Source organism: Pseudomonas sp. R76, from assembly GCF_009834565.1.
Taxonomy (GTDB): Bacteria; Pseudomonadota; Gammaproteobacteria; order Pseudomonadales; family Pseudomonadaceae; genus Aquipseudomonas.
Window position 1 is genome coordinate 2,860,486 of sequence record NZ_CP019428.1, and the last position, 24,547, is coordinate 2,885,032.

At 65.3% G+C, this 24,547-nt stretch carries 2 protein-coding genes; both read left to right on the forward strand.

Annotated features, from left to right (window positions below; all coding sequences use genetic code 11):
• The first annotated feature begins 30 nt into the window (after positions 1 to 30).
• A complete protein-coding gene (locus PspR76_RS13205) occupies positions 31 to 12,939 on the forward strand; it encodes a non-ribosomal peptide synthetase (RefSeq protein WP_159955850.1) in 12,909 nt (4,302 codons plus the stop codon).
• Positions 12,936 to 24,275: a non-ribosomal peptide synthetase gene (locus tag PspR76_RS13210; protein WP_159955852.1), complete on the forward strand. Its 11,340-nt coding sequence runs from the start codon at positions 12,936 to 12,938 to the stop codon at positions 24,273 to 24,275. Before PspR76_RS13205 ends, PspR76_RS13210 begins: the two co-directional genes overlap by 4 nt.
• Positions 24,276 to 24,547 lie beyond the last annotated feature (272 nt).

A 24,547-nucleotide genomic window follows, 5' to 3' on the forward strand; every position in this document is an offset into this window, starting at 1 on the left:
TCCACCGTGACTTATCAGGCAGGTTACCCCATGCAGTTCAGCGAATTATTGGCAGCGATTTCCACTCACGCGATCCGTCTGCAACTGGAAGAAGGCGACCTGATCATCCTCGGCGACGATGAAGCGCTGGATGACGCGCTGTGGGATCAACTGATCGCGCACAAGCCGCGCTTGCTTGAATGGGTGGCCGCCCAGGGCGGTGACTGGCTGAGCCCGGCGTATCGCATCACCCCGGACATGCTGGCGCTGGTCAACCTCGACCAGCCGGCCATCGACCGCATCGTCGCCGCCATCCCCGGCGGCGCGGCAAATGTGCAGGACATCTACCCGCTGGCGCCGCTGCAGGAAGGCATGCTCTACCACCATCTTTCGGCGGAGCAGGGCGACCCTTACGTGCTGCACGCGCAGTTTGTGTTCGACAGCCGCACCCGCTTCGAGGCCTTCGCGCAAGCGCTGCAATGGGTGATTGATCGCCACGATATCCTGCGCACGTCCATGGCCTGGGAACGCCTCGACGAGCCGCTGCAAGTGGTGTGGCGCAAGGCGACGCTGGCCTGCGACGAGGCGCACTTCAACGGCGGTGACGTGCTCGCCCAACTGCTGGCGCGCTACGACGCGCGCACTTACCGCATGGACCTGGGCCAGGCGCCGCTGCTGCGCCTGGTGTTTGCCGACGACCCGGTCAACAGACGCGTGGTGGCGATGCTGCTGTTTCACCACACCATCCTCGACCACACCGCCCTCGACGTGGTGCGCCACGAAATCCAGCTGTACCTGGCCGGCGCGCAGGCCCAGGCCGCTGAGCCGGTCGCGTTCCGCAGCTACATCGCCCAGGTGCGCCACGGCGTCAGTGAGCAGGCCCACGAGGCATTCTTCCGCGAGATGCTGGCGGATATCGATGAGCCGACCTTGCCGTTCGGTTTGCAGGATGTGCAAGGCGATGGGCAGGGCATTGATGGGGCGCGCGTCGCCGTCGACAGCAGCTTGAGCCGTCGTCTGCGCAGCCTGGCGCGCCCCCTCGGCGTGAGTGTGGCGAGCATGATGCACGTGACGCTGGCGCGCGTTTTGGGGGTGGTGTCCGGCCGTGACGCCGTGGTGTTCGGCACCGTGATGCTCGGCCGCATGGGCGCAGGCGAGGGCGGTGAACGCGCTCTGGGCATGTTCATCAACACCTTGCCGCTGCGCGTGGACGTGGGCGCGCAGGGCGTGCGCGCCGGGGTCAAGGCCACCCATGAACGCCTTACCACCTTGCTCAACCACGAACATGCGTCCCTCGCCTTGGCCCAGCGTTGCAGTGGTGTGGCCGCGCCGACGCCGCTGTTCAGCGCGATGCTCAACTACCGTCACAGCGCCGCCAGCGATATGGCCGCGGTCATCGACGTTGCTGAAGGCATTCAGGTGCTGGGCGCCGAGGAGCGCACCAACTACCCGCTGACCGTCAACGTCGACGACCTGGGCGAAGACTTCGCGCTGACCGTCATGGTCGACGCGCGCATTGGCGCCCAACGTGTCGCCGGCTACCTGCAGACCGCGCTGCACAGCCTGGCCGATGCCCTGGAGCAGCGACCGGATCAGCCGCTGAGCGGCCTGACCATCCTGCCTGACACCGAGCGCCACCACCTGCTGCACAGCCTCAACCAAAGCTCCACGCACTACGCCGACACCGCACTGATCCACCAGCACGTCGAAACCCACGCCACCGCCCAGCCTGAAGCCATTGCCTTGCGCTTCAACAATCAGCGCCTGACCTACCGCCAACTCAACGAACGCGCCAACCAGGTCGCCCACCGCCTGCTGGCCCAAGGCGTGCGCGCGGATGATCGCGTGGCCATCTGCGTAGAGCGCGGCCCGGAGATGATCATCGGCCTGCTGGGTATCCTCAAGGCTGGCGCGGGCTACGTGCCGATTGACCCGGCGTACCCGCTGGAGCGCATCGCCTACACCCTGGCCGACAGCGAACCTTTGGCCGTGCTGGTGCAAGCCAACACCCGCCACTTGGTGGGCGATCTGGCCCAGATCGACCTCAACAGCCTGCGCGGCGAGTCCATCGTCAACCCACGCATTCAACTCAGCCCGGCCAACCTGGCTTACGTGATCTACACCTCGGGTTCCACCGGCCTGCCCAAAGGCGTGATGATCGAACACCGCCAAGTCGCGCGGCTGTTCACCGCCACCCAGCACTGGTTCGGCTTCAACAGCAACGACGTGTGGGCGCTGTTCCATTCTTTTGCGTTCGACTTCTCGGTCTGGGAAATCTGGGGCGCGCTGATGCACGGCGGCCAATTGCTGATCGTGCCGCAACTGGTCAGCCGTTCGCCGGATGAGTGTTACGCGCTGATCTGCGAAGCCGGTGTGAGCATCCTCAACCAGACGCCCAGTGCATTCCGCCAACTGATCGCGGCGCAAAGCAGCCAGTCGCATTCGTTGCGCCAGGTGATTTTTGGCGGCGAAGCCCTTGAGCCCGGCATGCTCAAGCCGTGGTATGCCCGCGCCATCAACGCCGGTACGCAGCTGGTCAACATGTACGGCATCACCGAAACCACCGTGCACGTCACCTACCGCGCACTGGAGGCGGCGGACGCGCAGCTGGTGGGCGTCCGCCCGATTGGCGTGCGTATTCCCGACCTGCAACTGTACGTGCTCGACGAGCGCCGCGAGCCGCTGCCGATGGGCGTGGTTGGCGAGCTATATGTCGGCGGCGCCGGGGTGGCGCGTGGTTACCTCAACCGCGACGAACTGAATGCCGAACGCTTCCTGGCCGACCCGGCCACCGGCCTGCGCATGTACAAGACCGGTGACCTCGGGCGCCTGCTGGCGGACGGCAGCGTCGAGTACCTGGGCCGAAATGACGACCAAGTAAAGATCCGCGGTTTCCGGATCGAACTGGGCGAAATCGAAGCCCGCCTGGCCACCGCCGATGGCGTGCGCGACGCTGTGGTGATCGCCCGTGAAGACCAACCGGGTGACAAACGCCTGGTGGCCTACGTGATCGCCGAGCGTGAACTCGGGGCTGCCGAATTGCGCGACCACTTGCTGCTGAGCCTGGCCGAGTACATGGTGCCCAGCGCCTTCGTGCTCCTGGATACATTCCCGCTCACCACCAACGGCAAACTCGACCGCAAGGCCTTGCCCGCACCGGATGCCGACGCATTGGCCCGACGTGGCTACGCGGCACCGCAAGGCGCGGTGGAAACCGCCATCGCGGCTATCTGGCAGGAGCTGTTGAAGCTCGACAAAGTCGGCCGTGACGACAACTTCTTCGAACTCGGCGGCCACTCGCTGCTGGCGGTCAAACTGATCGAGCGCATGCGCCAGGTGGACCTGAGCGCCGATGTTCGCGTGCTGTTCGGCCAGCCTACACTGGCTGCGCTTGCGGCGGCGGTAGGCGGGCAGCAGGAAGTGCAGGTGCCGGCCAACCTGATCAGCGCGACGAGCGCTCAGATCACGCCGGACATGCTGCCGCTGGTGACGCTGGACCAGGCCGCGATCGACCATATCGTCAACAGCGTGCCCGGCGGCGTTGCCAATGTGCAGGACATCTACGGCCTGGCGCCGTTGCAAGCGGGCATTCTTTACCATCACCTGGCAACCACCGAGGGCGACCCCTACGTGCTGCAGGTGCAGTTCAGCTTCGCCGACCAAACGGCGGTGGACGCGTTTATCCGCGCGCTGCACAGCGTGATAGAACGCAATGACATTCTGCGCACCAGTATTCTCTGGGAAGGCCTGGATGAGCCGGTGCAAGTGGTGTTGCGCCAGGCGCCGTTGGCGGTCGAGCGCATCGACGTGCACGGCGTTGACGCGCTGGCGCAGCTGCAACAACGCTTCGACCCGCGTCACTATCGCCTCGACCTGTCGCGCGCCTTGCTGATGCATTTTGGCTACGCCGAGCAGCCGGGCGGCTACGTCGGCATTCTGCTCCTGCACCATATCCTGCTCGATCACACCGCCTTGCAAGTGCTGGTCGAAGAAATGAGCGCCAGCCTGGCCGGCACAGGCGCGCAGTTGCCGGACGCGGTGCAGTACCGCAACTACGTGGCCCAGGCGCGCCTGGGTGTCACGCAGGCGCAACACGAAGCGTTCTTCAGCGACATGCTCGGCGACATCGATGAGCCGACGCTGGCGTTCGGGTTGCAGGACGTGAATGGCGACGGCAGCGGCATCGTCGAAGCGCATTTGCCACTGGAACCGGCACTCAGCCACGGCTTGCGCGAACAAGCGCGGCAATTGGGCGTGAGCACCGCCAGCCTGGTGCACCTGGCCTGGGCGCAGGTGTTGGCGCAAGTCTCCGGCCAGCAAGACGTGGTGTTCGGCACCGTGTTGCTGGGCCGCATGCAGGGCGGCGAGGGCGCCGACCGCGCGCTGGGGATGTTCATCAACACCTTGCCGTTGCGCGTCAGCCTCGGTGCCGTCAGCGTGCAAGCCGGCGTGCGCGCCACCCACGCGCGCCTGGCGCAGTTGCTTGGGCATGAACACGCCTCGCTGTCACTGGCCCAGCGTTGCAGTGGCGTACCGGGTTCGCTGCCGTTGTTCAGCACCTTGCTCAATTACCGTCACAGTGCGCCGGGTGAGGCGCCGGGCGACAGCCCGTTCGCGGCGTCCGGTATCGAGATTCTGAGTTCCGAAGAGCGCAGCAACTACCCGCTGGTGCTCAACGTCGACGACCTGGGCAGCGGCTTTGCGCTGACGGTGCAAGGCGTGGCCAGCGTGGATGTACAGCGCGTGGGCACCTACATGCTTACCGCGCTGGGCCATCTGGTGGCTGCGTTGCAGCAAGCGCCGACCACGGCCTTGCAGGCGGTGTCGATTCTGCCGGCGGGCGAGCGCCACCAACTGCTGGTGGACTTCAACGCCACCGCCCGCGAATACCCGTCGCAGCTCACCGTGCACCAGTTGTTCGAAGCCCAGGCCCTGGCGCGCCCCGAAGCTGTGGCGGCGGTGCATGGCGCCTTGTCCTTGAGTTATCGCGACCTCAATCGTCGCGCCAATCGCCTGGCCCATCACCTGATCAATCAAGGTGTGCAGCCCGGCGAAAGCGTGGCGATTGCACTGCCACGTTCACTGGATTTACTCGTGTGCCAACTGGCGATCCTCAAGTGCGCAGCCGTGTATGTACCGCTGGACGTCAATGCCCCGCTCGAGCGCCAAGCCTTTATCGTGCAAGACAGCGGCGCGCATCGTGTCCTCAATACCCTGGCCGACCTGAACCTGGACGCGCAGTCGCCCCGCAACCCCGACTTGGCCCAGTCTTCGCAAAGCGTGGCGTACATCATGTACACCTCCGGCTCCACCGGCGCCCCCAAAGGCGTGCAAGTGCCGCACCGCGCCGTCTCGCGGCTGGTGCTGAACAACGGCTACGCCGATTTCAACGACCGCGACCGCGTAGCCTTTGCCTCCAACCCGGCCTTCGATGCCAGCACCCTCGACGTGTGGGCGCCGTTGCTCAATGGCGGTTGTGTGGTGGTGGTCGAGCATGCGGTGTTGCTGTCCCAGGCGGCGTTTGCCGCGCTGTTGCAAGAGCAAGCCGTCAGCGTGTTGTGGATGACGGCGGGTCTGTTCCATCAATACGCTGATGCGTTGCTGCCGGTGTTCCGCCAACTGCGCTACCTGATCGTCGGCGGCGACGTGCTCGACCCGCAGGTGATCGGCCGCGTGCTCAAGCACGGCAAACCCCAGCATCTGCTCAATGGCTACGGGCCGACCGAAGCCACCACGTTCTCCACCACCTTTGAAATCACCGCACTGGGAGAGGGCGGCATTCCGATTGGCCGGCCGATTGCGAATGCCCAGGCCTATGTGCTCGACGCGCGTCAGCAACCGCTGCCGCTGGGCGTGGTCGGCGAGCTGTATATCGGCGGCGCGGGTGTGGCCAAGGGGTACTTGAACCAGCCGCAATTGACCGCTGAAAAGTTTATCCCGAACCCCTTCGGCGAAGGCCTGCTGTACCGCACCGGCGACCTGGCCAGTTGGCAGGCCGACGGCACATTGCTGTACCAGGGACGCAATGACCTGCAAGTAAAGATTCGCGGTTTCCGCATCGAGCCTGGCGAAATCGAAAGCTGCCTGGCCGCCTTCCCTGGCGTGAAAGACGCCGTGGTGCTGGCCCGCGAAGACGAGCCGGGCGACAAGCGCCTGGTGGCGTACTACACCGCCCAGGCTGCGTTGAATATCCAAGCACTGCGCGCCCACCTGCAAGGCCAGTTGCCGGACTACATGGTGCCGTCGGCCTATGTGTGGCTGGAGCTGCTGCCGCTGACCGCCAACGGCAAGCTCGACCGCAAGGGCCTGCCGGTGCCGGACCAGAACGCGTTGCTCAGCCGTGGCTACGAGGCGCCGGAAGGCGAAGTGGAAACCCTGCTGGCGCAGATCTGGCAGGACGTGCTCAAGCTGGAACGCGTCGGGCGTCATGATCACTTCTTTGAGTTGGGCGGGCATTCGTTGCTGGCCGTCAGCCTGATTGAACGCATGCGCCAGGTCGGCCTGAGCTGTGACGTGCGCGTGTTGTTCAACCAGCCAAGCCTGGCAGCACTGGCGGCGGCAGTCGGCAGCGGCCGTGAAATAGTGGTGCCGGCCAATGGCATTCCAGCGGGTTGCACGCACATCACGCCGTCGATGTTGACCCTGGTGCAGCTCGACCAGACGGCTATCGACCGCATTGTCGCCAACGTCCCCGGCGGCGCCGCCAATGTGCAGGATATCTACCCGCTGGCGCCGTTGCAGGAAGGCATTCTTTATCACCATATCAGCGCCGAACAGGGCGACCCGTACCTGCTGCAATCGCGCATGGCGTTTGACAGCCTGGAACGCTTGCACGCCTTTATGGGCGCACTGCAGCAGGTGGTGGCGCGTCACGACATCCTGCGCACCGGCGTGGTCTGGGAAGGCCTCGACAGCCCGGTGCAAGTGGTCTGGCGCGACGCGCAGCTGGTCGTACAGGCGGTGACGCTGGACCCGGCCGATGGCGGCATTATCGAGCAACTGCACGAGCGTTTTGATGCCCGTCACTATCGCCTGGACATCACCCAGGCGCCGCTGCTGCGCATGGTCTACGCCCAGGACCCGGCGAATAATCGGGTTGCGGCGATCCTGTTGTTCCACCACCTGGCGCTGGACCACACCGCCATGGAAGTGGTCGGCCAGGAGATGCGCGCGTTTCTGTTCAACCAGGCGGATGCATTGCCCGAGGCGGCGCCGTTCCGCAACTATGTCGCCCAGGCGCGCCTCGGTGTCAGCGTGGCCGAGCATGAGCAGTTCTTCCGCGACATGCTCGCCGAGGTCGATGAACCGACCTTGCCGTTTGGCGTGCAAGATGTGCAGGGCGATGGCCGCGATATCGAAGAGGCCGAGCTGCACCTGGACGCGGCACTGGCCGTGCGTGTGCGTGAACAGGCGCGGGCGCTGGGCGTCAGCGCAGCCAGCCTGATGCACCTGGCCTGGGCGCAAGTGTTGGGGCTGGTTGCCGGGCGTGATGATGTGGTGTTCGGCACCGTACTCATGGGCCGCATGCAGGCCGGTGAGGGCGCCGACCGCGCGTTGGGCATGTTCATCAATACCTTGCCGCTGCGTGTTGATGTGGCTGCTGGCGCCGCCGTCGCGGTCAAGGCCACCCATGCGCGCCTGAGCGCATTGCTCGGTCACGAGCACGCGTCCCTGGCACTCGCCCAGCGTTGCAGCGGGGTGCCGACGACGGTGCCGTTGTTCAGCGCGTTGCTCAATTACCGCCACAGCAGCCCCGGCGAAATGGCCCGCGATGGCCACGGCATTTGGGAGGGCGTGCAACTGCTGGGCGGCGAAGAACGCAGCAACTATCCGCTGACCCTCAGTGTCGACGACTTTGGCGGCGCAGGCTTTGGCCTGAGCGTGCTGGCGCTCCCGCAGATCGGCGCCCAGCGCCTGTGTGGCTACATGCACAGCGCCGTGGAGCAACTGGTCGCGGCATTGGAAAACTCGACAAACACCGGGCTGAATCACCTGCCGATTTTGCCCCCGGCAGAACGCGAAACCCTGTTGCGTGAATTCAATGCGACCGCTGCGGATTTCCCCACCGGGTTCACCGTGCACGGGGCCTTTGAAGCCCAGGTCGAACGCCAGCCCCATGCGATTGCCGTGCAGCAGGACGGTGAAGTCCTGACCTATCAGCAACTCAATCAGCGCGCCAACCAGTTGGCCCATCACCTGCTGGCGCTCGGCGTGCAGCCGGACGACCGCGTGGCTATCTGCTGCCGCCGTGGCCCGCAGATGCTGGTCGGGCTGCTGGGGATTCTCAAGGCCGGCGCGGGCTACGTGCCCATTGACCCGGCTTACCCCGCCGAGCGTATCGCCTACCTGCTGCAGGACAGCGCGCCGGTCGCGGTACTGGCTGAGCCAAGCACCCGTGATCTATTGGGTACGCAGGCCACCGTTGACCTGTTCGACGCACGCTTGCTGCACCCGTCTGTCGGCAACCCGCAACTGGCGAGCCTGACCCCGGCGCACCTGGCCTATGTGATCTACACCTCCGGCTCCACCGGCCAACCCAAAGGCGTGATGGTGGAACACCGCACCGTGGAAAACCTGGTGCACTGGCATTGCGAGGCCTTCGGCCTGGATGCGCGCAGCCACACCAGCAGCGTCGCCGGGTTTGGCTTCGACGCCATGGCCTGGGAAGTCTGGCCGGCACTCTGCGCAGGCGCCATCCTGCACCTGCCGCCTGCCCAGGTCGGCAATGAAAACATCGACGAACTGCTCGCCTGGTGGCTGGCGCAGCCACTGGACGTGAGCTTCCTGCCCACCCCAGTGGCCGAATACGCGTTCAGTCAGAACCTGCAGCATCCGACCTTGCGCATCCTGCTGATCGGCGGCGATCGCCTGCGCCAGTTCACCCACGAGCGGCGCTTTGCGGTGATCAACAACTACGGGCCGACCGAGGCCACGGTAGTTGCCACCTCTGGCCGCGTGCGCGCCGGGCAGGCGCTGCATATCGGCAGGCCTATCGCGAATGCCAGTGTGTACGTGCTGGATGCGCAGTTGCGCCCGGTGCCGGTGGGTGTCGCCGGTGAGCTGTACGTGGGCGGCAGCGGCGTGGCGCGGGGCTATTTGAACCGCGCCGATTTGACCGCCGAACGCTTCCTGCAAGACCCGTTCAACAGCGGGCGCATGTACCGCACCGGCGACCTGGTGCGCTGGTTGCCCGACGGCAATATCGAGTACCTCGGTCGTAACGATGATCAGGTGAAAGTGCGCGGCGTACGTGTTGAACTCGGCGAAATCGAAAGCCGCCTGGCAGCATTGGACGGCGTCGCTGAAGCCGTGGTGTTGGTGCGCGAGGGCCGTCTGGTGGCCTGGTTCACTGAAACATACCCGCTGGCGATTGAAACCCTGCGTGCACAACTGCAAGAACAATTGCCCGAGGCACTGGTGCCGGTGGCCTACGTCAAACTCGATGCGCTGCCGCTGACCGCCAACGGCAAGCTCGACCGCAAGGCCTTGCCGCAGCCCGACCAAACCGCGTTGCTGAGCCGCGACTATGCGCCGCCGCAAGGCGAGGTGGAAACCACCTTGGCGCGGATCTGGGCCGAGGTGCTGCAGGTTGAGCAGGTCGGTCGCCATGACCACTTCTTCGAGCTGGGCGGCCATTCGTTGTTGGCCGTGAGCCTGATCGAACGCATGCGCCAGGTCGGCCTCAGCTGTGACGTGCGCGTGCTGTTCAGTCAACCAACCCTGGCTGCCCTGGCCGCCACCGTGGGCAGTGGCCTGGAAGTGCAAGTGCCGGCCAACCGTATCGCCGCTGACTGCCAGCGCATCACCCCGGACATGTTGCCTTTGGTCGATCTCGACCAGTCGACGATTGATCAAGTGGTTGCCGGCGTGCCCGGTGGCGCGGCCAACGTGCAGGACATCTACCCGCTGGCACCGCTGCAGGAAGGCATTCTCTACCACTACATCACCGCCGAAAGCGGCGACCCGTACCTGCTGCAATCGCACCTGGCCTTCGACAGCGTCGAGCGCCTGAACGCTTTTGCCCAGGCGCTGCAACAGGTGATCAACCGGCATGACATCCTGCGCACCGGCGTGGTCTGGGAAGGCCTGGCGCAACCGCTGCAAGTGGTGTGGCGCCAGGCGCAGTTGGCGGTGCAGGAAGTCTCGCTTGAAGGCGATGTGATCGAGCAATTGCACCAGCGCTTCGACCCGCGTCACTTGCGCGTGTCGATGGCCGAGGCGCCGCTGGTACGCCTGGTGTATGCCCAGGACCCGGCGCAACACCGGGTGGTCGCCATCTTGTTGTTCCACCACATTGCCCTGGACCACACCGCACTCGACGGTGTGCGCCACGAAATGCAGGCCAGCCTGCTCGGCCAGGCGCCGCTTGCCGGTGACGTCACGCCTTACCGCAACTACGTGGCCCAGGCGCGCTTGGGTGTCAGCGAACAGGCTCATGAAGCGTTCTTCCGCGAGATGCTCGGTGACATCAGCGAGCCGACCCTGCCGTTTGGTCTGCAGGATGTGCGCGGCGACGGCACGGCGATCGAAGAGGTGCAACAGCACCTGCCGCCGGCGCTCAATCAGCGCCTGCGGGCTCAGGCGCGCGTACTCGGCGTGAGTGCCGCCAGCCTGTTCCACCTGGCTTGGGCGCGCGTGCTGGCGAGCACCGCCGGCCAGGAAAGCGTGGTGTTCGGCACCGTGTTGCTCGGCCGCATGCAAGGCGGCAAAGGCAGCGACCGCGCGCTGGGCATGTTCATCAACACCTTGCCGCTGCGGGTGGATATCGACGCGAGCAGTGTGCGCACCGCGGTCAAGCACACCCATGCGCGCCTGACTGCATTGCTTGGCCATGAACACGCCTCCTTGGCCCTGGCCCAGCGGTGCAGTGGCGTCGCCGCGCCGCAGCCGTTGTTCAGCGCCATGCTCAACTACCGTCACAGCGACAGCCAACAGGCTGCCGTGTCCGAAGCGTGGCAGGGCATCCAGACCCTGGCCAGCGAGGAGCGCACCAACTACCCGCTGACGCTGAACGTGGACGATCAGGGCGACGGCTTCCGCCTGACCGCGATGACGCCGGTCCAGATCGGTGCGCAGCGCATCTGCGGCTTTATGCAGGTGACGCTGCAAGGCCTGGTCGAGGCGCTGGAGCAGGCGCCGCAGCTGCCGGTCAACCGCCTGCCGGTGCTGGAGGCGCAGGAGCGTCAACACCTGCTGGTCGACTTCAATGCCACGCAAGTCGACTACGACCTTGACCAGACCCTGCACGGCCTGTTCGAGGCGCAGGTACTGCGCACGCCGGATGCACTGGCGGTGAAGGCCGGCGAGCAACAGCTGACGTACGCCCAGCTTAATGCCAGCGCCAACCGCCTGGCCCACCACCTGCGTGAGTGCGGTGTGCTGCCGGATTCGCGCGTGGGCATCTGTGTCGAGCGTGGCGTGGACATGGTCGTCGGCCTGTTTGCCATCCTCAAGGCCGGTGGCGGTTACGTGCCGCTGGACCCGGCCTATCCGCAAGATCGCATCGCCTACATGCTGCAAGACAGTGCGCCCGTGCTGGTGCTGGCCCAAGCCGCCACCCGCGCATTGCTGGGTAATGTGCCGGTGATCGACCTTGATCACAGCACCTGGCAGCACCAGCCCGCAAGCAATCCGCAGGTGCCGGGCCTCACGGCTCAGCATCAGGCCTACGTGATCTACACCTCCGGCTCCACCGGCCAGCCCAAAGGCGTGATCAACGAACACGCCGGGGTGGTCAACCGCTTGCTGTGGATGCAGGACGCCTACGGCCTCAAAGCCCATGACGCGGTGTTGCAGAAAACCCCGTTCAGTTTCGACGTGTCGGTGTGGGAGTTCTTCTGGCCGCTGTTCACCGGCGCGCGCTTGGTGATGGCGCGTCCGGGTGGGCACAAAGACCCGGCGTACCTGTGCGCAGTGATCGAAGCCGAGCACATCACCACGCTGCACTTTGTACCGTCGATGCTGGAGGTATTCCTGGCCCATGGCGATGTGAGCCAGGCGGCCGCGCTGGTGCGCGTAATGTGCAGCGGCGAAGCCCTGCCGGGTAGCCTGGTGCGGCGCTTCAAACAGCAATTGCCAGGGATCGGCCTGTACAACTTGTATGGCCCAACCGAAGCAGCGGTGGATGTGACCGCGTGGAACTGCGCACGCCCTGACGTGCCGGACAACACCCCGATTGGCAAGCCGATTGCCAACACGCGCATGTACCTGCTGGATACACAATTGCAGCCGGTGCCTTTGGGCGTGGTGGGTGAGTTGTTTATCGGTGGCGTGCAAGTGGCGCGGGGTTACCTGAACCGCCCTGAGTTGACTGCCGAACGCTTCCTCAATGACCCGTTCAGCCAGGGGCAGATGTACCGCACCGGTGACATCGGCCGCTATTTGCCCGACGGCAATATCGAATACCTGGGCCGTAACGATGACCAGGTGAAGATCCGTGGCTTGCGCATCGAGCTGGGTGAAATTCAGGCGCGGCTGCTGGAGCATCCACAGGTCAACGAGGCCGCCGTGGTCGCCCGCGACGACCGGCTGATCGCCTATTACACCGGCCTACACACCGACATCGAACAGCTGCGCGCCCATCTGCTGCAGCACCTGCCGGACTTCATGGTGCCTGCGCTGTTCGTGCACCTCGACGCACTGCCCCTGAGCCCCAATGGCAAGCTTGACCGCAAGGCCTTGCCTGCGCCGGGCATGGAAGCGCTGATCGTGCGTGAGTACGTGGCGCCGCAAGGCGACACCGAAATCCTCCTGGCCAGGCTCTGGGCCGAATTGCTCAAGGTGGAGCGGGTCGGGCGTGACGACAATTTCTTTGAACTGGGCGGGCACTCGCTGCTGGCCGTGAGCTTGATCGGGCGCCTGCGCCAGGAAGGCATGGAATGCGATGTGCGGGCGCTGTTCGAGCAGCCGACCCTGGCCGGCTACGCCGCCATAACTGAACGAATGGAGATCGTCCTGTGAGCATTTTTGAGCTGTTGGCGACGCTGAAAACAGGGGACATCCAACTGGCGCTCAAGGGCGAGCAGTTGTCGGTGCAAGGGAACAAACAAGCCTTGAGCGACCCGGCGATCCTCGCCGCGTTGCGTGAGCATAAGCCGGCGCTGATCGAGTTGATCAAGGCCGGCGAGTATTCGGCGACCAAGGCGGGCAACGTCGAGGTACCGGCCAATGGCATACCGGTGGGCGCCGTAAGCATTACGCCGGGCATGCTGACGCTGTCGACGCTGAGCCAGGACGAGATCGACCGCATCGTTGCCACCGTCGACGGCGGTGTGGCGAACATCCAGGATATTTACCCGCTGGCGCCGTTGCAGGAAGGCATTCTCTTTCACCATGTCAGCGCCGAGCACGGTGACCCTTACGTGATGCAGTCGCAGTTCGCCTTCGACAGTGTCGAGCGTTTCGAGACGTTTGCCCAGGCGCTGCAAAGGGTGATCGAGCGCCACGATATCCTGCGCACCGGCGTGGTCTGGGACGGTTTGCAGCAACCCTCGCAAGTGGTGTGGCGCACGGCGCGCTTGCCGGTGCTGAAGGTTGAGCTGGACCCGGCCGACGGCGACATCGCCGCGCAGCTCCACGAACGTTTCGATGCCCGGCATTTCCGCCTCGACGTTACCCAGGCACCGCTGCTGCGCCTGGCGTGGGCGCAAGACCCGGCGCGCCAGCGCATCGTCGCCATGCTGCTGTTTCATCACATGGCCCTGGACCACAGTGCCCTGGAAGTGGTGCGGCATGAAATGCAGGCATTCTTGCAGGGCCACGCGGCGCAATTGGGGGACGCGGTGCCGTTTCGCAATTACGTGGCCCAGGCGCGGCTGGGTGTCAGCGAGCAGCAGCACGAGGCGTTTTTCCAGCAGATGCTCGGCGATGTGGTCGAGCCGACCCTGCCGTTTGGCTTGCAGGATGTGCAGGGCGACGGGCGCGATATCACCGAACTCGACTGGCCGCTGGCGGCCAGCCTCAACCAGCGCCTGCGCGTGCAGGCTCGCCTGTTGGGTGTGAGCGTCGCCAGCCTGTTCCACTTCGGCTGGGCCCAGGTGCTCAGCGTGCTGGCGGGCAAATCCCAGGTGGTGTTCGGCACCGTGCTGATGGGGCGCATGCAGGGTGGGCACGACACCGAACGGGCCTTGGGCATCTTCATCAACACCTTGCCGTTTCGGGTGGACGTGGGCAGCGAAGACCTGCGCGCCGGCATCAAGGCGACCCATGTGCGCCTGACCAGCCTGTTGCGCCATGAACATGCGCCCCTGGCTTTGGCGCAACGTTGCAGTGGGGTGGTGGCGCCGACGCCGCTGTTCAGCGCCTTGCTCAACTATCGCCACAGCGGCACCGGCACCGGCAGCGAAGCGGTGGCGGCCTGGCGCGGTATTGAGACGCTGCGCTCCGATGAGCGCACCAACTACCCGCTGACCCTCAGCGTGGATGACGTGGGCGACGGCTTTATCCTGCGCCTGCTGGCCACCCCCCAGGTGGACCCGCAGCGCGTCTGCGCGTATTTGCAAACCGCCCTGGAAAACCTGGTGACGGCCCTGGAACAGGCGCCTAACACCGCGCTCAAGCAGGTGTCGGTGCTGCCTGCCGCCGAGCAACAACAGCTGCTGGAGCAGTTCAACGCGACCCACGCCGAGTTCCCCCAAGGCACCACGCTGCACGCGCGTATCGAGGCCCAGGCGGCCCGCACGCCCAGCGCCATCGCCGCCGTTTACCAAGGCCGGCAGCTGACCTACGCCGAGCTGAACCAGCAGGCCAACCTGCTGGCCCATCACCTGCTGGCGCTGGGGGTCAAGCCCGACGACCGCGTCGCCATCGTCGCCCGTCGTGGCCTGGACACCCTGGCCGGGCTGCTGGCGATTCTCAAGGCCGGCGCCTGCTACGTGCCGGTCGACCCGTCGCACCCGGCCGAGCGCCTGAATTACCTGCTGACCGACAGCGCGCCGGTGGCGGTACTCACCCAGCAGTCGCTGCTGGAGCGCCTGCCCGCGCTGGACGTGCCGGTGATAGACCTGGACCGCTTCACCTGGCAGCACCACTCGGCGAGCAACCCCAGGGTCAATGTCACGCCTTCGAACCTCGCCTATGTGATCTACACTTCCGGCTCCACCGGCCTGCCCAAAGGCGTGATGGTCGAACACCACACCGTGGCCAACCTGGTCGACTGGCATTGCCGCGCCTTTGACCTGTGCGCCGGGCGCCACACGGCCAGCGTCGCCGGGTTCGGCTTTGATGCGATGGCCTGGGAAGTGTGGCCGGCGTTGTGTGTGGGCGCGACCTTGCACCTGCCACCGGCCAACGACGGTGCCGAAGACATCGACGCCTTGCTCGCCTGGTGGTGCGCGCAACCGTTGGACGTGTGCTTTTTGCCCACGCCGGTGGCCGAGTACGCTTTCAGCCAACAGATCGAACACCCGACGTTGCGCACCTTGCTGATCGGCGGTGATCGCCTGCGCCAGTTCGCGCGCGCCCAGCGTTTCGAGCTGATTAACAACTACGGCCCGACGGAGGCCACCGTGGTCGCCACCTCCGGCAAGGTCGAGGCAGGCCAGCCGTTGCACATCGGCAAACCCATCGCGAATGCCACGGTGTACCTGCTGGACGAGCAGCAACGCCCGGTGCCGTTGGGTGTGGCCGGTGAGCTGTATGTGGGCGGCAAGGGCGTGGCCCGTGGTTATTTGAACCGCCCGGAGCTGACCGCCGAACGCTTCCTGCAAGACCCGTTCAATGCGGGCCGCATGTACCGCACCGGCGACCTCGCGCGTTGGCTGCCGGACGGCAATATTGAGTATTTGGGGCGTAATGACGACCAGGTGAAGATCCGTGGCGTGCGCATCGAATTGGGCGAAATCGAAACCCAGCTCAACCAGTTGCCCGGCATTCAGGAAGCCGTGGTGTTGGTGCGTGAAGAGCGGCTGGTGGCGTACTTCACTGAAAACCCGCAGCTCGACCCGCTGGCGGTCGGTGATATCCGCGCCCACCTGGTGGCGCACCTGCCGGACTATATGGTCCCGGTTGCCTACGTGAAGCTCGATGCGTTGCCGCTCACCGCCAATGGCAAGCTCGACCGCAAGGCCTTGCCGGCGCCGGACATGGCCGCCGTCTTTACCCGCGAGTACGAAGCGCCCCAGGGCGAGATCGAAAGCGTATTGGCGCAGATCTGGGCCGATGTACTGCACGTCGCGCGCGTCGGGCGTCGCGACCATTTCTTCGAACTGGGCGGCCACTCGCTGCTGGCGATGCGCATGGTTTCCCAAGTACGCCAGCGCCTGGGTGTCGAGTTGATCCTCGGCGACCTGTTTGCGAATGCCGAGCTGGCGGCCGTGGCTGAAGTGCTGGCCCAATCCGGGCGCAGCACCTTGCCGGATATTCTGCCGGCCAACCGTGAGGACGATGTGCCGTTGTCGTTCGCCCAGCAGCGCCTGTGGTTCCTGGCGCTGATGGAAGGCGCCAATACCGCCTACAACATTCCTATCGGCCTGCGCCTGCGTGGGCAGCTGCACGTCGAGGCGCTGCAACGCGCGCTGGCGCGTATCGTCGCGCGTCACGAAACCCTGCGCAGTCGCTTCGCCCAGCACGGCGACGACGCCAAGGTGCTGATCGTGCCCGCCGAAGACGTGCTGCCGCTGCAAGTGCAGGACCTGCGCCGCCACCCGCAACCGCAGCAGGCGCTGGACGCCTTGATCCACGGCGAAGCCTCGGCACCGTTCGACCTGGAGCGCGGCCCGTTGCTGCGTGGGCGTCTGGTGGTGATGGCCGACGATCACCATGTGCTGTTGCTGACCTTGCACCATATCGTCTCCGATGGCTGGTCGATGGGCGTGCTGACCCGCGAGCTGATGGCGTTGTACCAAGCCTTCAGCCATGGCCTGCCTGACCCGTTGCCGGCGCTGGCAATCCAGTACGGCGACTTTGCCGTGTGGCAGCGTTTGTGGCTCAGCGGTGAAGTGCTGCAGCGCCAGAGCAGCTATTGGCAAACCGCCCTGGCGGGGGCGCCGGCGTTGCTCGCCTTGTCCACCGACCGACCACGGCCGGCGCAACAGGACTACGCCGGCAGCAGCGTCGAAGTGCGCCTGGATGAACGCCTGACCGCTGGGCTCAAGGCCTTGAGCCAACGCCATGGCACCACGCTGTACATGACCTTGATGACGGCCTGGGCCGCATTGCTGGCGCGGCTGTCCGGGCAGCCGGACCTGGTGATCGGCTCGCCGGTGGCCAACCGCACGCGCAGCGAAGTCGAAGGGTTGATCGGCTTGTTCGTCAACACCCTGGCGGTGCGCATCGACACCTCGGGCGCGTTGAGCACCGAGGCGCTGTTGGCGCGGGTCAAGGCGCTGACGCTGCAAGCCCAGGCCCATCAGGACCTGCCGTTCGAACAAGTGGTGGAAATCACCCGGCCGGTGCGCAGCCTGGCCCATAGCCCGTTGTTCCAGACCCTGCTGAGCTGGCAGGACAGCAGCGCGCCGACCCTGGCGTTGGGCGACCTGGCCTTGGAAGGCATTGTCGAGAACAGCCACTTTGCCAAATTCGATTTGTCGCTGAACCTCGGCGAAGTGCAGGGCAGTATTCTCGGCGCGCTCGAATATGCGTTGGCCTTGTTTGATGAGTCGACCGTGCAGCGCTACGTCGGCTATTTCACCCGCGTGTTGCAGGCGATGGTCGATAACGACCAGGCGGTGCTTGCGCATGCGCCGCTGCTGGATGAGCGTGAGCGCCAGCACCTGCTGGTGGATTTCAACGCCACCGAAGTGAACTACAACCTCGACCAGACCTTGCACGGCCTGTTCGAAGCGCAGGTGCAGCGCACGCCGGACGCGATTGCCGTCAAGGCGGGCACGCAGCAACTGACCTATGCCGAACTCAACGCACAGGCCAACCAGTTGGCCCATCACCTGCTGGCGCTGGGCGTGCAGGCGGATTCACGGGTGGCGATCTGCGTGGAGCGTGGCCTTGGGATGGTGGTCGGGCTGTACGCGATTCTCAAGGCCGGCGCCGCCTATGTGCCGCTGGACCCGGCGTACCCGCTGGACCGCCTGGCCTACATGCTGGAGGACAGTGCGCCGGTTGTGGTGCTGGCCCAGGGTGTTACGCGCGAGTTGCTTGGCGCGGTGCCGGTGGTCGATCTGGACAGACCTTGCTGGCAGCAGCAACCCGTCGACAACCCCGACGTAGCGGGCGTGGCGGCGTATGTCATCTACACCTCGGGCTCAACCGGGCAGCCCAAGGGTGTGATCAACGAACACCGTGGCGTGGTCAACCGCCTGCTGTGGATGCAGGACGAATACGGCCTCACGGCGCACGACTCAGTGCTGCAGAAAACCCCGTTCAGCTTCGACGTGTCGGTGTGGGAATTCTTCTGGCCGCTGTTCACCGGCGCACGCCTGGTGATGGCGCGCCCTGGCGGGCATAAAGAACCGGAGTACCTGTGCGATGTGATCGAGGCCGAACAGATCACCACGCTGCACTTTGTACCGTCGATGCTTGATGTATTCCTCGCCCATGGCGATGTGAGCCAGGCAGCCGGGCTGGTGCGCGTGATGTGCAGCGGCGAAGCTTTGCCAGGCAGCCTGGTGCGGCGCTTCAAGCAGCAGTTGCCGGGCAGTGCATTGCATAACCTGTATGGTCCGACCGAGGCCGCCGTCGACGTTACTGCGTGGAATTGCGCAGGCATTGACGTGCCGGACAACACGCCAATCGGCAAGCCCATCGCCAATACGCGCATGTACGTGCTCGACAGCCAGTTGCAGCCGGTTCCGCTGGGCGTGGTCGGTGAGCTGTTTATTGGTGGCGTGCAAGTGGCGCGCGGGTATCTGAACCGGCCGGAGCTGACTGCCGAACGTTTCCTCGATGACCCGTTTACCCAGGGGCGCATGTACCGCACCGGTGACGTCGGGCGCTATTTGCCGGATGGCACTCTCGAGTACCTGGGGCGCAATGATGACCAGGTGAAGATCCGTGGCTTGCGCATTGAGCTGGGGGAAATCCAGGCGCGGCTGACCGAGTTCCCGTCGGTCAATGAAGCCGCCGTGGTCGCCCGCGAGCAACGGCTGGTGGCGTATTACACCGGCGTACACAGCGACATCGACGCGCTGCGCAGCCATCTGCTGCAGCACTTGCCGGAATTTATGGTGCCGGCGATCTTCGTGCATCTCGACGCGTTGCCGCTGAGCCCCAACGGCAAACTCGACCGTAAGGCCTTGCCCGAACCGGGGCTGGATTCGGTGGTGGTACGCGAATACGAAGCGCCCCAGGGCGACACGGAAATTGCCTTGGCCAGCCTCTGGGCCGAGTTGCTCAATGTGGAACGCGTAGGCCGTCACGACAACTTCTTCGAGCTGGGCGGGCACTCGCTGCTGGCTGTCAGCTTGATGGGGCGTATGCGTCGGCTCGGGTTGTCGGCGGATGTGAAGGTGCTGTTTGGCCAGCCGACACTCTCGGCCCTGGCGGCGGCACTGGGCGGCGGTCGCGAAGTGGCGGTGCCGGCCAATGGCATTGCCGCCGACTGCACGCAGATCACGCCGGCCATGCTGCCATTGATTCAACTGGACCAGACGGCCATCGACCGACTCGTCGCCTGCATCCCTGGCGGCGCGGCGAATGTGCAGGACATCTACCCGCTGGCGCCGTTGCAGGCCGGCATTCTCTATCACCATCGGGCCGTAGCGACCGGCGATGCGTACGTGTTGCAGGCGCAGTTTGCCTTCGACAGCCTGTTGCGCCTGGAGGCGTTCGCCCGTGCATTGCAGGCGGTGATCCAGCGCCATGACGTGCTGCGCTCATCGTTCCATTGGGATGGCCTGCAAGAGCCGGTGCAGGTGGTTTGGCGTGATGCCAGGCTGAGCGTCGAAACCGGCCCGTTGCCGGAGCGTCTCGACCTGGCCCAAGCGCCGCTGATGCGCCTGGTTTATGTGCAAGAGCCGCAGCGTGTGGTGGCGACGTTGCTGTTCCATCACCTTGTGATGGACCACATCGCGCTGGATATCCTGCAGCATGAAATGCAGGCGTTCCTGCTCGGTCGTGAGGGTGAGTTGGGTGCGGCGGTGCCGTATCGCAATTACGTCGCCCAGACCCGCTTGGGTGCAGACGACCACGAAGCGTTCTTCCTCGAAATGCTGGGTGAGATTGACGAGCCGACCACTGTCGACAACCTGGGCGTCGATGAACAGGCGCATCTGCCGATTGACCCGCAGTTGAGCCAGCGCCTGCGCACCCAGGCGCGCCATGCGGGTGTGAGTGCCGCCAGCCTGATGCACTTGGCCTGGGCGCAGGTGTTGAGCAAAGTCAGCGGCCGCGAGCAGGTGGTGTTCGGCACCGTGATGCTCGGCCGCCTGCAAGGTGGCGAAGGCGCCGAGCGGGCCATGGGCGTATTCATCAACACCTTGCCGTTGCGCGTCGACCTGGGTGAGCACTCGGTGCGTAGCGCAGTGCGCGCCACCCATGCGCGCCTGACCCAGCTGCTCAGCCATGAGCATGCACCGCTGGCCCTGGCTCAGCGCTGCAGCGCGGTGCCGGTGGCCACGCCGTTGTTTAACGTGCTGTTCAACTACCGTCACAGCGCGCCGCAACAGGGCGGCGTGGCCGAGGCATGGCAGGGCATTCAACTGCTGAAAACCGATGAACACACCAATTACGGGTTGTCGGTGAGTGTCGATGACCTCGGTGAGGGCTTCAGCCTGGAAGCCACGGGGCAGGGCGCCCGGCGTGTGTGTGGCTACTTGCAAGTCGCCGTGGAGCAATTGGTTGAGGCGCTGGAGCACAACACTGAAAGCGCGATCAGTTGCTTGCCGATTCTGCCTGCTGCCGAGCGTAAGCAGCTGTCGGCGTTCAACGCGACTGCCCGTGCGTTCCCCCGTGAACACACGGTGCAGCGGCTGTTTGAAGCCCAGGCGCTGGCGCGCCCTGACGCCGTGGCGGTGCTGCACGGCGAGCAGGCGTGGAGCTACGGTGAATTGAACACCCGCGCCAACCGTCTGGCCCATCACCTGTTGAGCCTGGGCGTGCGGCCCGCCGACACGCTGGCGATCCTGCTGCCGCGCTCTATGGATCTACTGGTCAGCCAGCTGGCCGTGCTCAAGTGCGCGGCGGCGTATGTGCCGCTGGATATCAACGCGCCCGCCGAGCGTCAGGGTTTTATGCTGCAGGACAGCGGCGCGGCCCTGTTGTTGACCCGCAGTGAGGCAGTCGTCGAGTACTCGGCACAGCGCCTGGACCTCGACACCCTTACCCTCGACACCCTGACCCTCGACCCGCAACCGAGCCACAACCCGGATTTGTCGCAGTCCTCGGACAGCGTGGCGTACATCATGTACACGTCCGGCTCCACCGGCACGCCCAAGGGCGTGTTGGTGCCGCATCGCGGTATCACGCGGCTGGTGCTCAACAACGGTTATGCCGACTTCAATGCGGCCGACCGCGTGGCCTTCGCCTCCAACCCGGCGTTCGACGCCAGCACCATGGATGTGTGGGGCCCATTGCTCAACGGCGGCCAGGTGCAGGTGATCGATCATGCGACTTTGCTCGACCCGCGCGCCTTTGGCACTGCGCTGCAAGGCGCGACGGTGCTGTTCGTGACCACGGCGCTGTTCAACCAATACGTGCAGATGATTCCCGAGGCGCTGGCGGGCTTGCGCATCCTGTTGTGCGGCGGCGAGCGTGCCGACCCGGCGGCGTTTCGCACGCTGCTGGCCCAGGCACCGGCGTTGCGTCTGGTGCATTGCTACGGGCCGACGGAAACCACCACCTACGCCACCACTTATGAAGTGCGCACGCTTGCCGCAGGCGCCGACAGCGTGCCGGTGGGGCGGCCGATCTCCAACACGCAAATCCATGTGCTGGATGCGCAGCTGCAGCCGGTGCCGGTGGGTGTGACCGGTGAAATCTGCATCGGCGGCGACGGCGTGGCCAAGGGTTATTTGAACCGGCCCGAGCTGACGGCCGAGAAATTTGTGCAAGACCCGCTCAACCCAGGCGCCTTGATGTACCGCACCGGCGACCTCGGCCGCTGGACGGCGCAGGGCTTGCTGGAGTGCATCGGGCGCAATGACGATCAGGTCAAGATCCGTGGTTTCCGCATTGAGCTGGGCGAGGTGGAGGCGCGCCTGGCGACCTGTGCCGGCATACAGGACGTGGTGGTGCTGGCGCGTGAAGACGTGCCGGGCGACAAGCGCCTGGTGGCGTATTTCACCTGGGCGGGCGAACCCGCAGAGGTCGACAGCGTGCGTGCCCATCTGCACAGCCAATTGCCGGATTACATGCTGCCGTCGGCCTATGTAGCGCTTGAGCAGTTGCCGCTGACGGCCAACGGCAAGATCGACCGCAAAGCCTTGCCGGTTCCGGCCCTGGAGGCGTTGCACCGGCGAGATTTCGAAGCGCCGGCCGATGCGTTGGAACAGACCCTGGCGCAACTGTGGGCCGAGGTGTTGAAGCTTGCGCAGGTCGGGCGGCATGACAGCTTCTTCGAGCTGGGTGGGCATTCGTTGCTGGCGATTCGACTGGTCAACCTGCTGGAAGAGGCGGGGTTGCAGGTGTCGCTGGCGGAGCTGTTCCAGCATGCCAGCGTGGCCTCTGTGGCCGCGATGCTGCACCAGCGCACGGATGAGCCGGTGCGCGACAGTTCGGTGATTACCGTGCGCAGCAGCGGTTCGCAGGCGCCGCTGTTTCTGGTCCACGAGTTCAGCGGCATGGATGTGTACTTTCCGGCGCTGGGCCAGCACCTGCCCGGTGACTACCCGATCTATGGCCTGCCGGGCGCGGCGCTTGGCGAGTCGCACCTGAACACCATGGAAGGCCTGGCAGCGCGCCTGGTCGGGTTGATTCGCGGCCTGCAACCCCATGGGCCGTACCGGCTGGCGGGTTGGTCGTTTGGCGGGGTGTTGGCGTATGAAGTGGCGATGCAATTGCTGGGGCTGGATGAGCCGGTGGCGTTTCTCGGTTTGATCGACAGCTACGTGCCGCGCATGACCGACCAGGGCAAGGCGCGCTGGAGCGGGCCGGATGCGCTCAAGCGGCATCTGCTGCTGCAGTGCACGGCGTATTGGAAAGCACAGGGAGGTGTGGATGAGCTGGCGAGCCTTGAACAACTGGAGGCGGGCATTGGACAGCTGGACTTTGCAGGTTTGCTGCAACGCTGTCGCGATGAAGGTCTGCTGTACGCGCAAATGGCAGCGGCGACGGACGCGGACCTCTTGAGTTTTATCCAGCGTGAAGTGGGGCACGGGCATGCGCTGGCGCATTACAGCCTGTTCCCACTGCCGGTGGCGGTGCATCTGTTCAGCGCGCAGGAGCGGCCCACCGAGTTGTCGCGCCGCCGTGTTTCGCTGGGTTGGGAGGACGCGCTGGCGCCGGGGCAATTGCGCCAGGTGGAAGTGCCAGGCGATCACCAGAGCATGATGCAGGCGCCGCGTATCCAGGCGTTGGGGCGTGCGATGTCTGAGGCGCTGGCGGTGGGTGTGTCGGTCGCCGAGGCGGCGCATCAACCGCTGTTGCGCATTCAGAGTGGGCGAGCAGGCTATGCGCCGGTGTTCTGTGTGCCAGGGGCCGGGGACAGCGTTACCGGTTATGTGGGCTTGAGCGAGGCGCTCGGGCGTGACTGGCCGTTGTTTGGCTTGCAGCCGCGCGGGCTGGATGGCGAGGCGGTGCCCCATAGCCAGGTGGAGGCGGCGGCGCAGTGTTATCTGGCGGCGCTGACGCAGGAGTGCCCCCAGGGGCCGGTGCATCTGGTGGGGCATTCGTTTGGCGGCTGGGTCGCGCTGGAGCTGGCGCTGCGGTTGCAGGCGCAAGGCCGTGAGGTGGCGTCGTTGACGGTGATTGACAGTGAAGCGCCAGGCGGTGCGGGGCGGCCTTACACGACGACGGCGGCGTTGCTGCGCCTGATCGAGGCGATGCAGTTGGCAGCTGGGCAGTCGCTGGGCATCGACCTGGTGGATTTTGCCGAGCGTGATGAGGTGGCGCAGCGCACGGGCTTGCATGCGGGGATGGTGGCGGTGGGGTTGTTGCCGGGGCGTGCCTCGGTTGACGCGATGGACGGCCCGGCGCGCACGTATGCGGCGGCGTTGCGCACCGTGTATCGGCCGCAGCAGCGTTACCACGGGGTGGTGCGGTTGGTGTTGGCTGAGGATCCTTCCCTGGATGCCGCCGGGAATCAGCGCGAGCAGGGGTTGATGATTGAAGGCTGGCGGCGGCAGGGCAGTGGGTTGGAGGTTTGGTATGGGCCGGGGAATCACTTTACGTTGCTCAAGGCGCCGAATGTGGTGGCGTTGTCGCGGTGGTGGCTTGAGGGTGTGGTGATTGGGGAGGTGGTGTCTTGATGGCCTTTGATGGACTCAGCTGTGGCAGCTGTCTGGGGTACATATCCGTTGCTGCGGTAACGGCGGCTTATGGTTCCGCTCTTACAGCGGGTCACTTTTTGAGGGACCAAAAAGTAACCAAAAAGTCCTCGCCCCACCACTCGGCACCTCGCCTAGGCTCGGTGTGCCCGAACGCAGGCTTTGGAGCGTGGGCCGCCGCGATGGGCCATCCTTGGCCCAGCGCGGCTAACCCGGCGTCCTGCCGGGTTGCCCACGCTCCAAAGCCTGCGTTC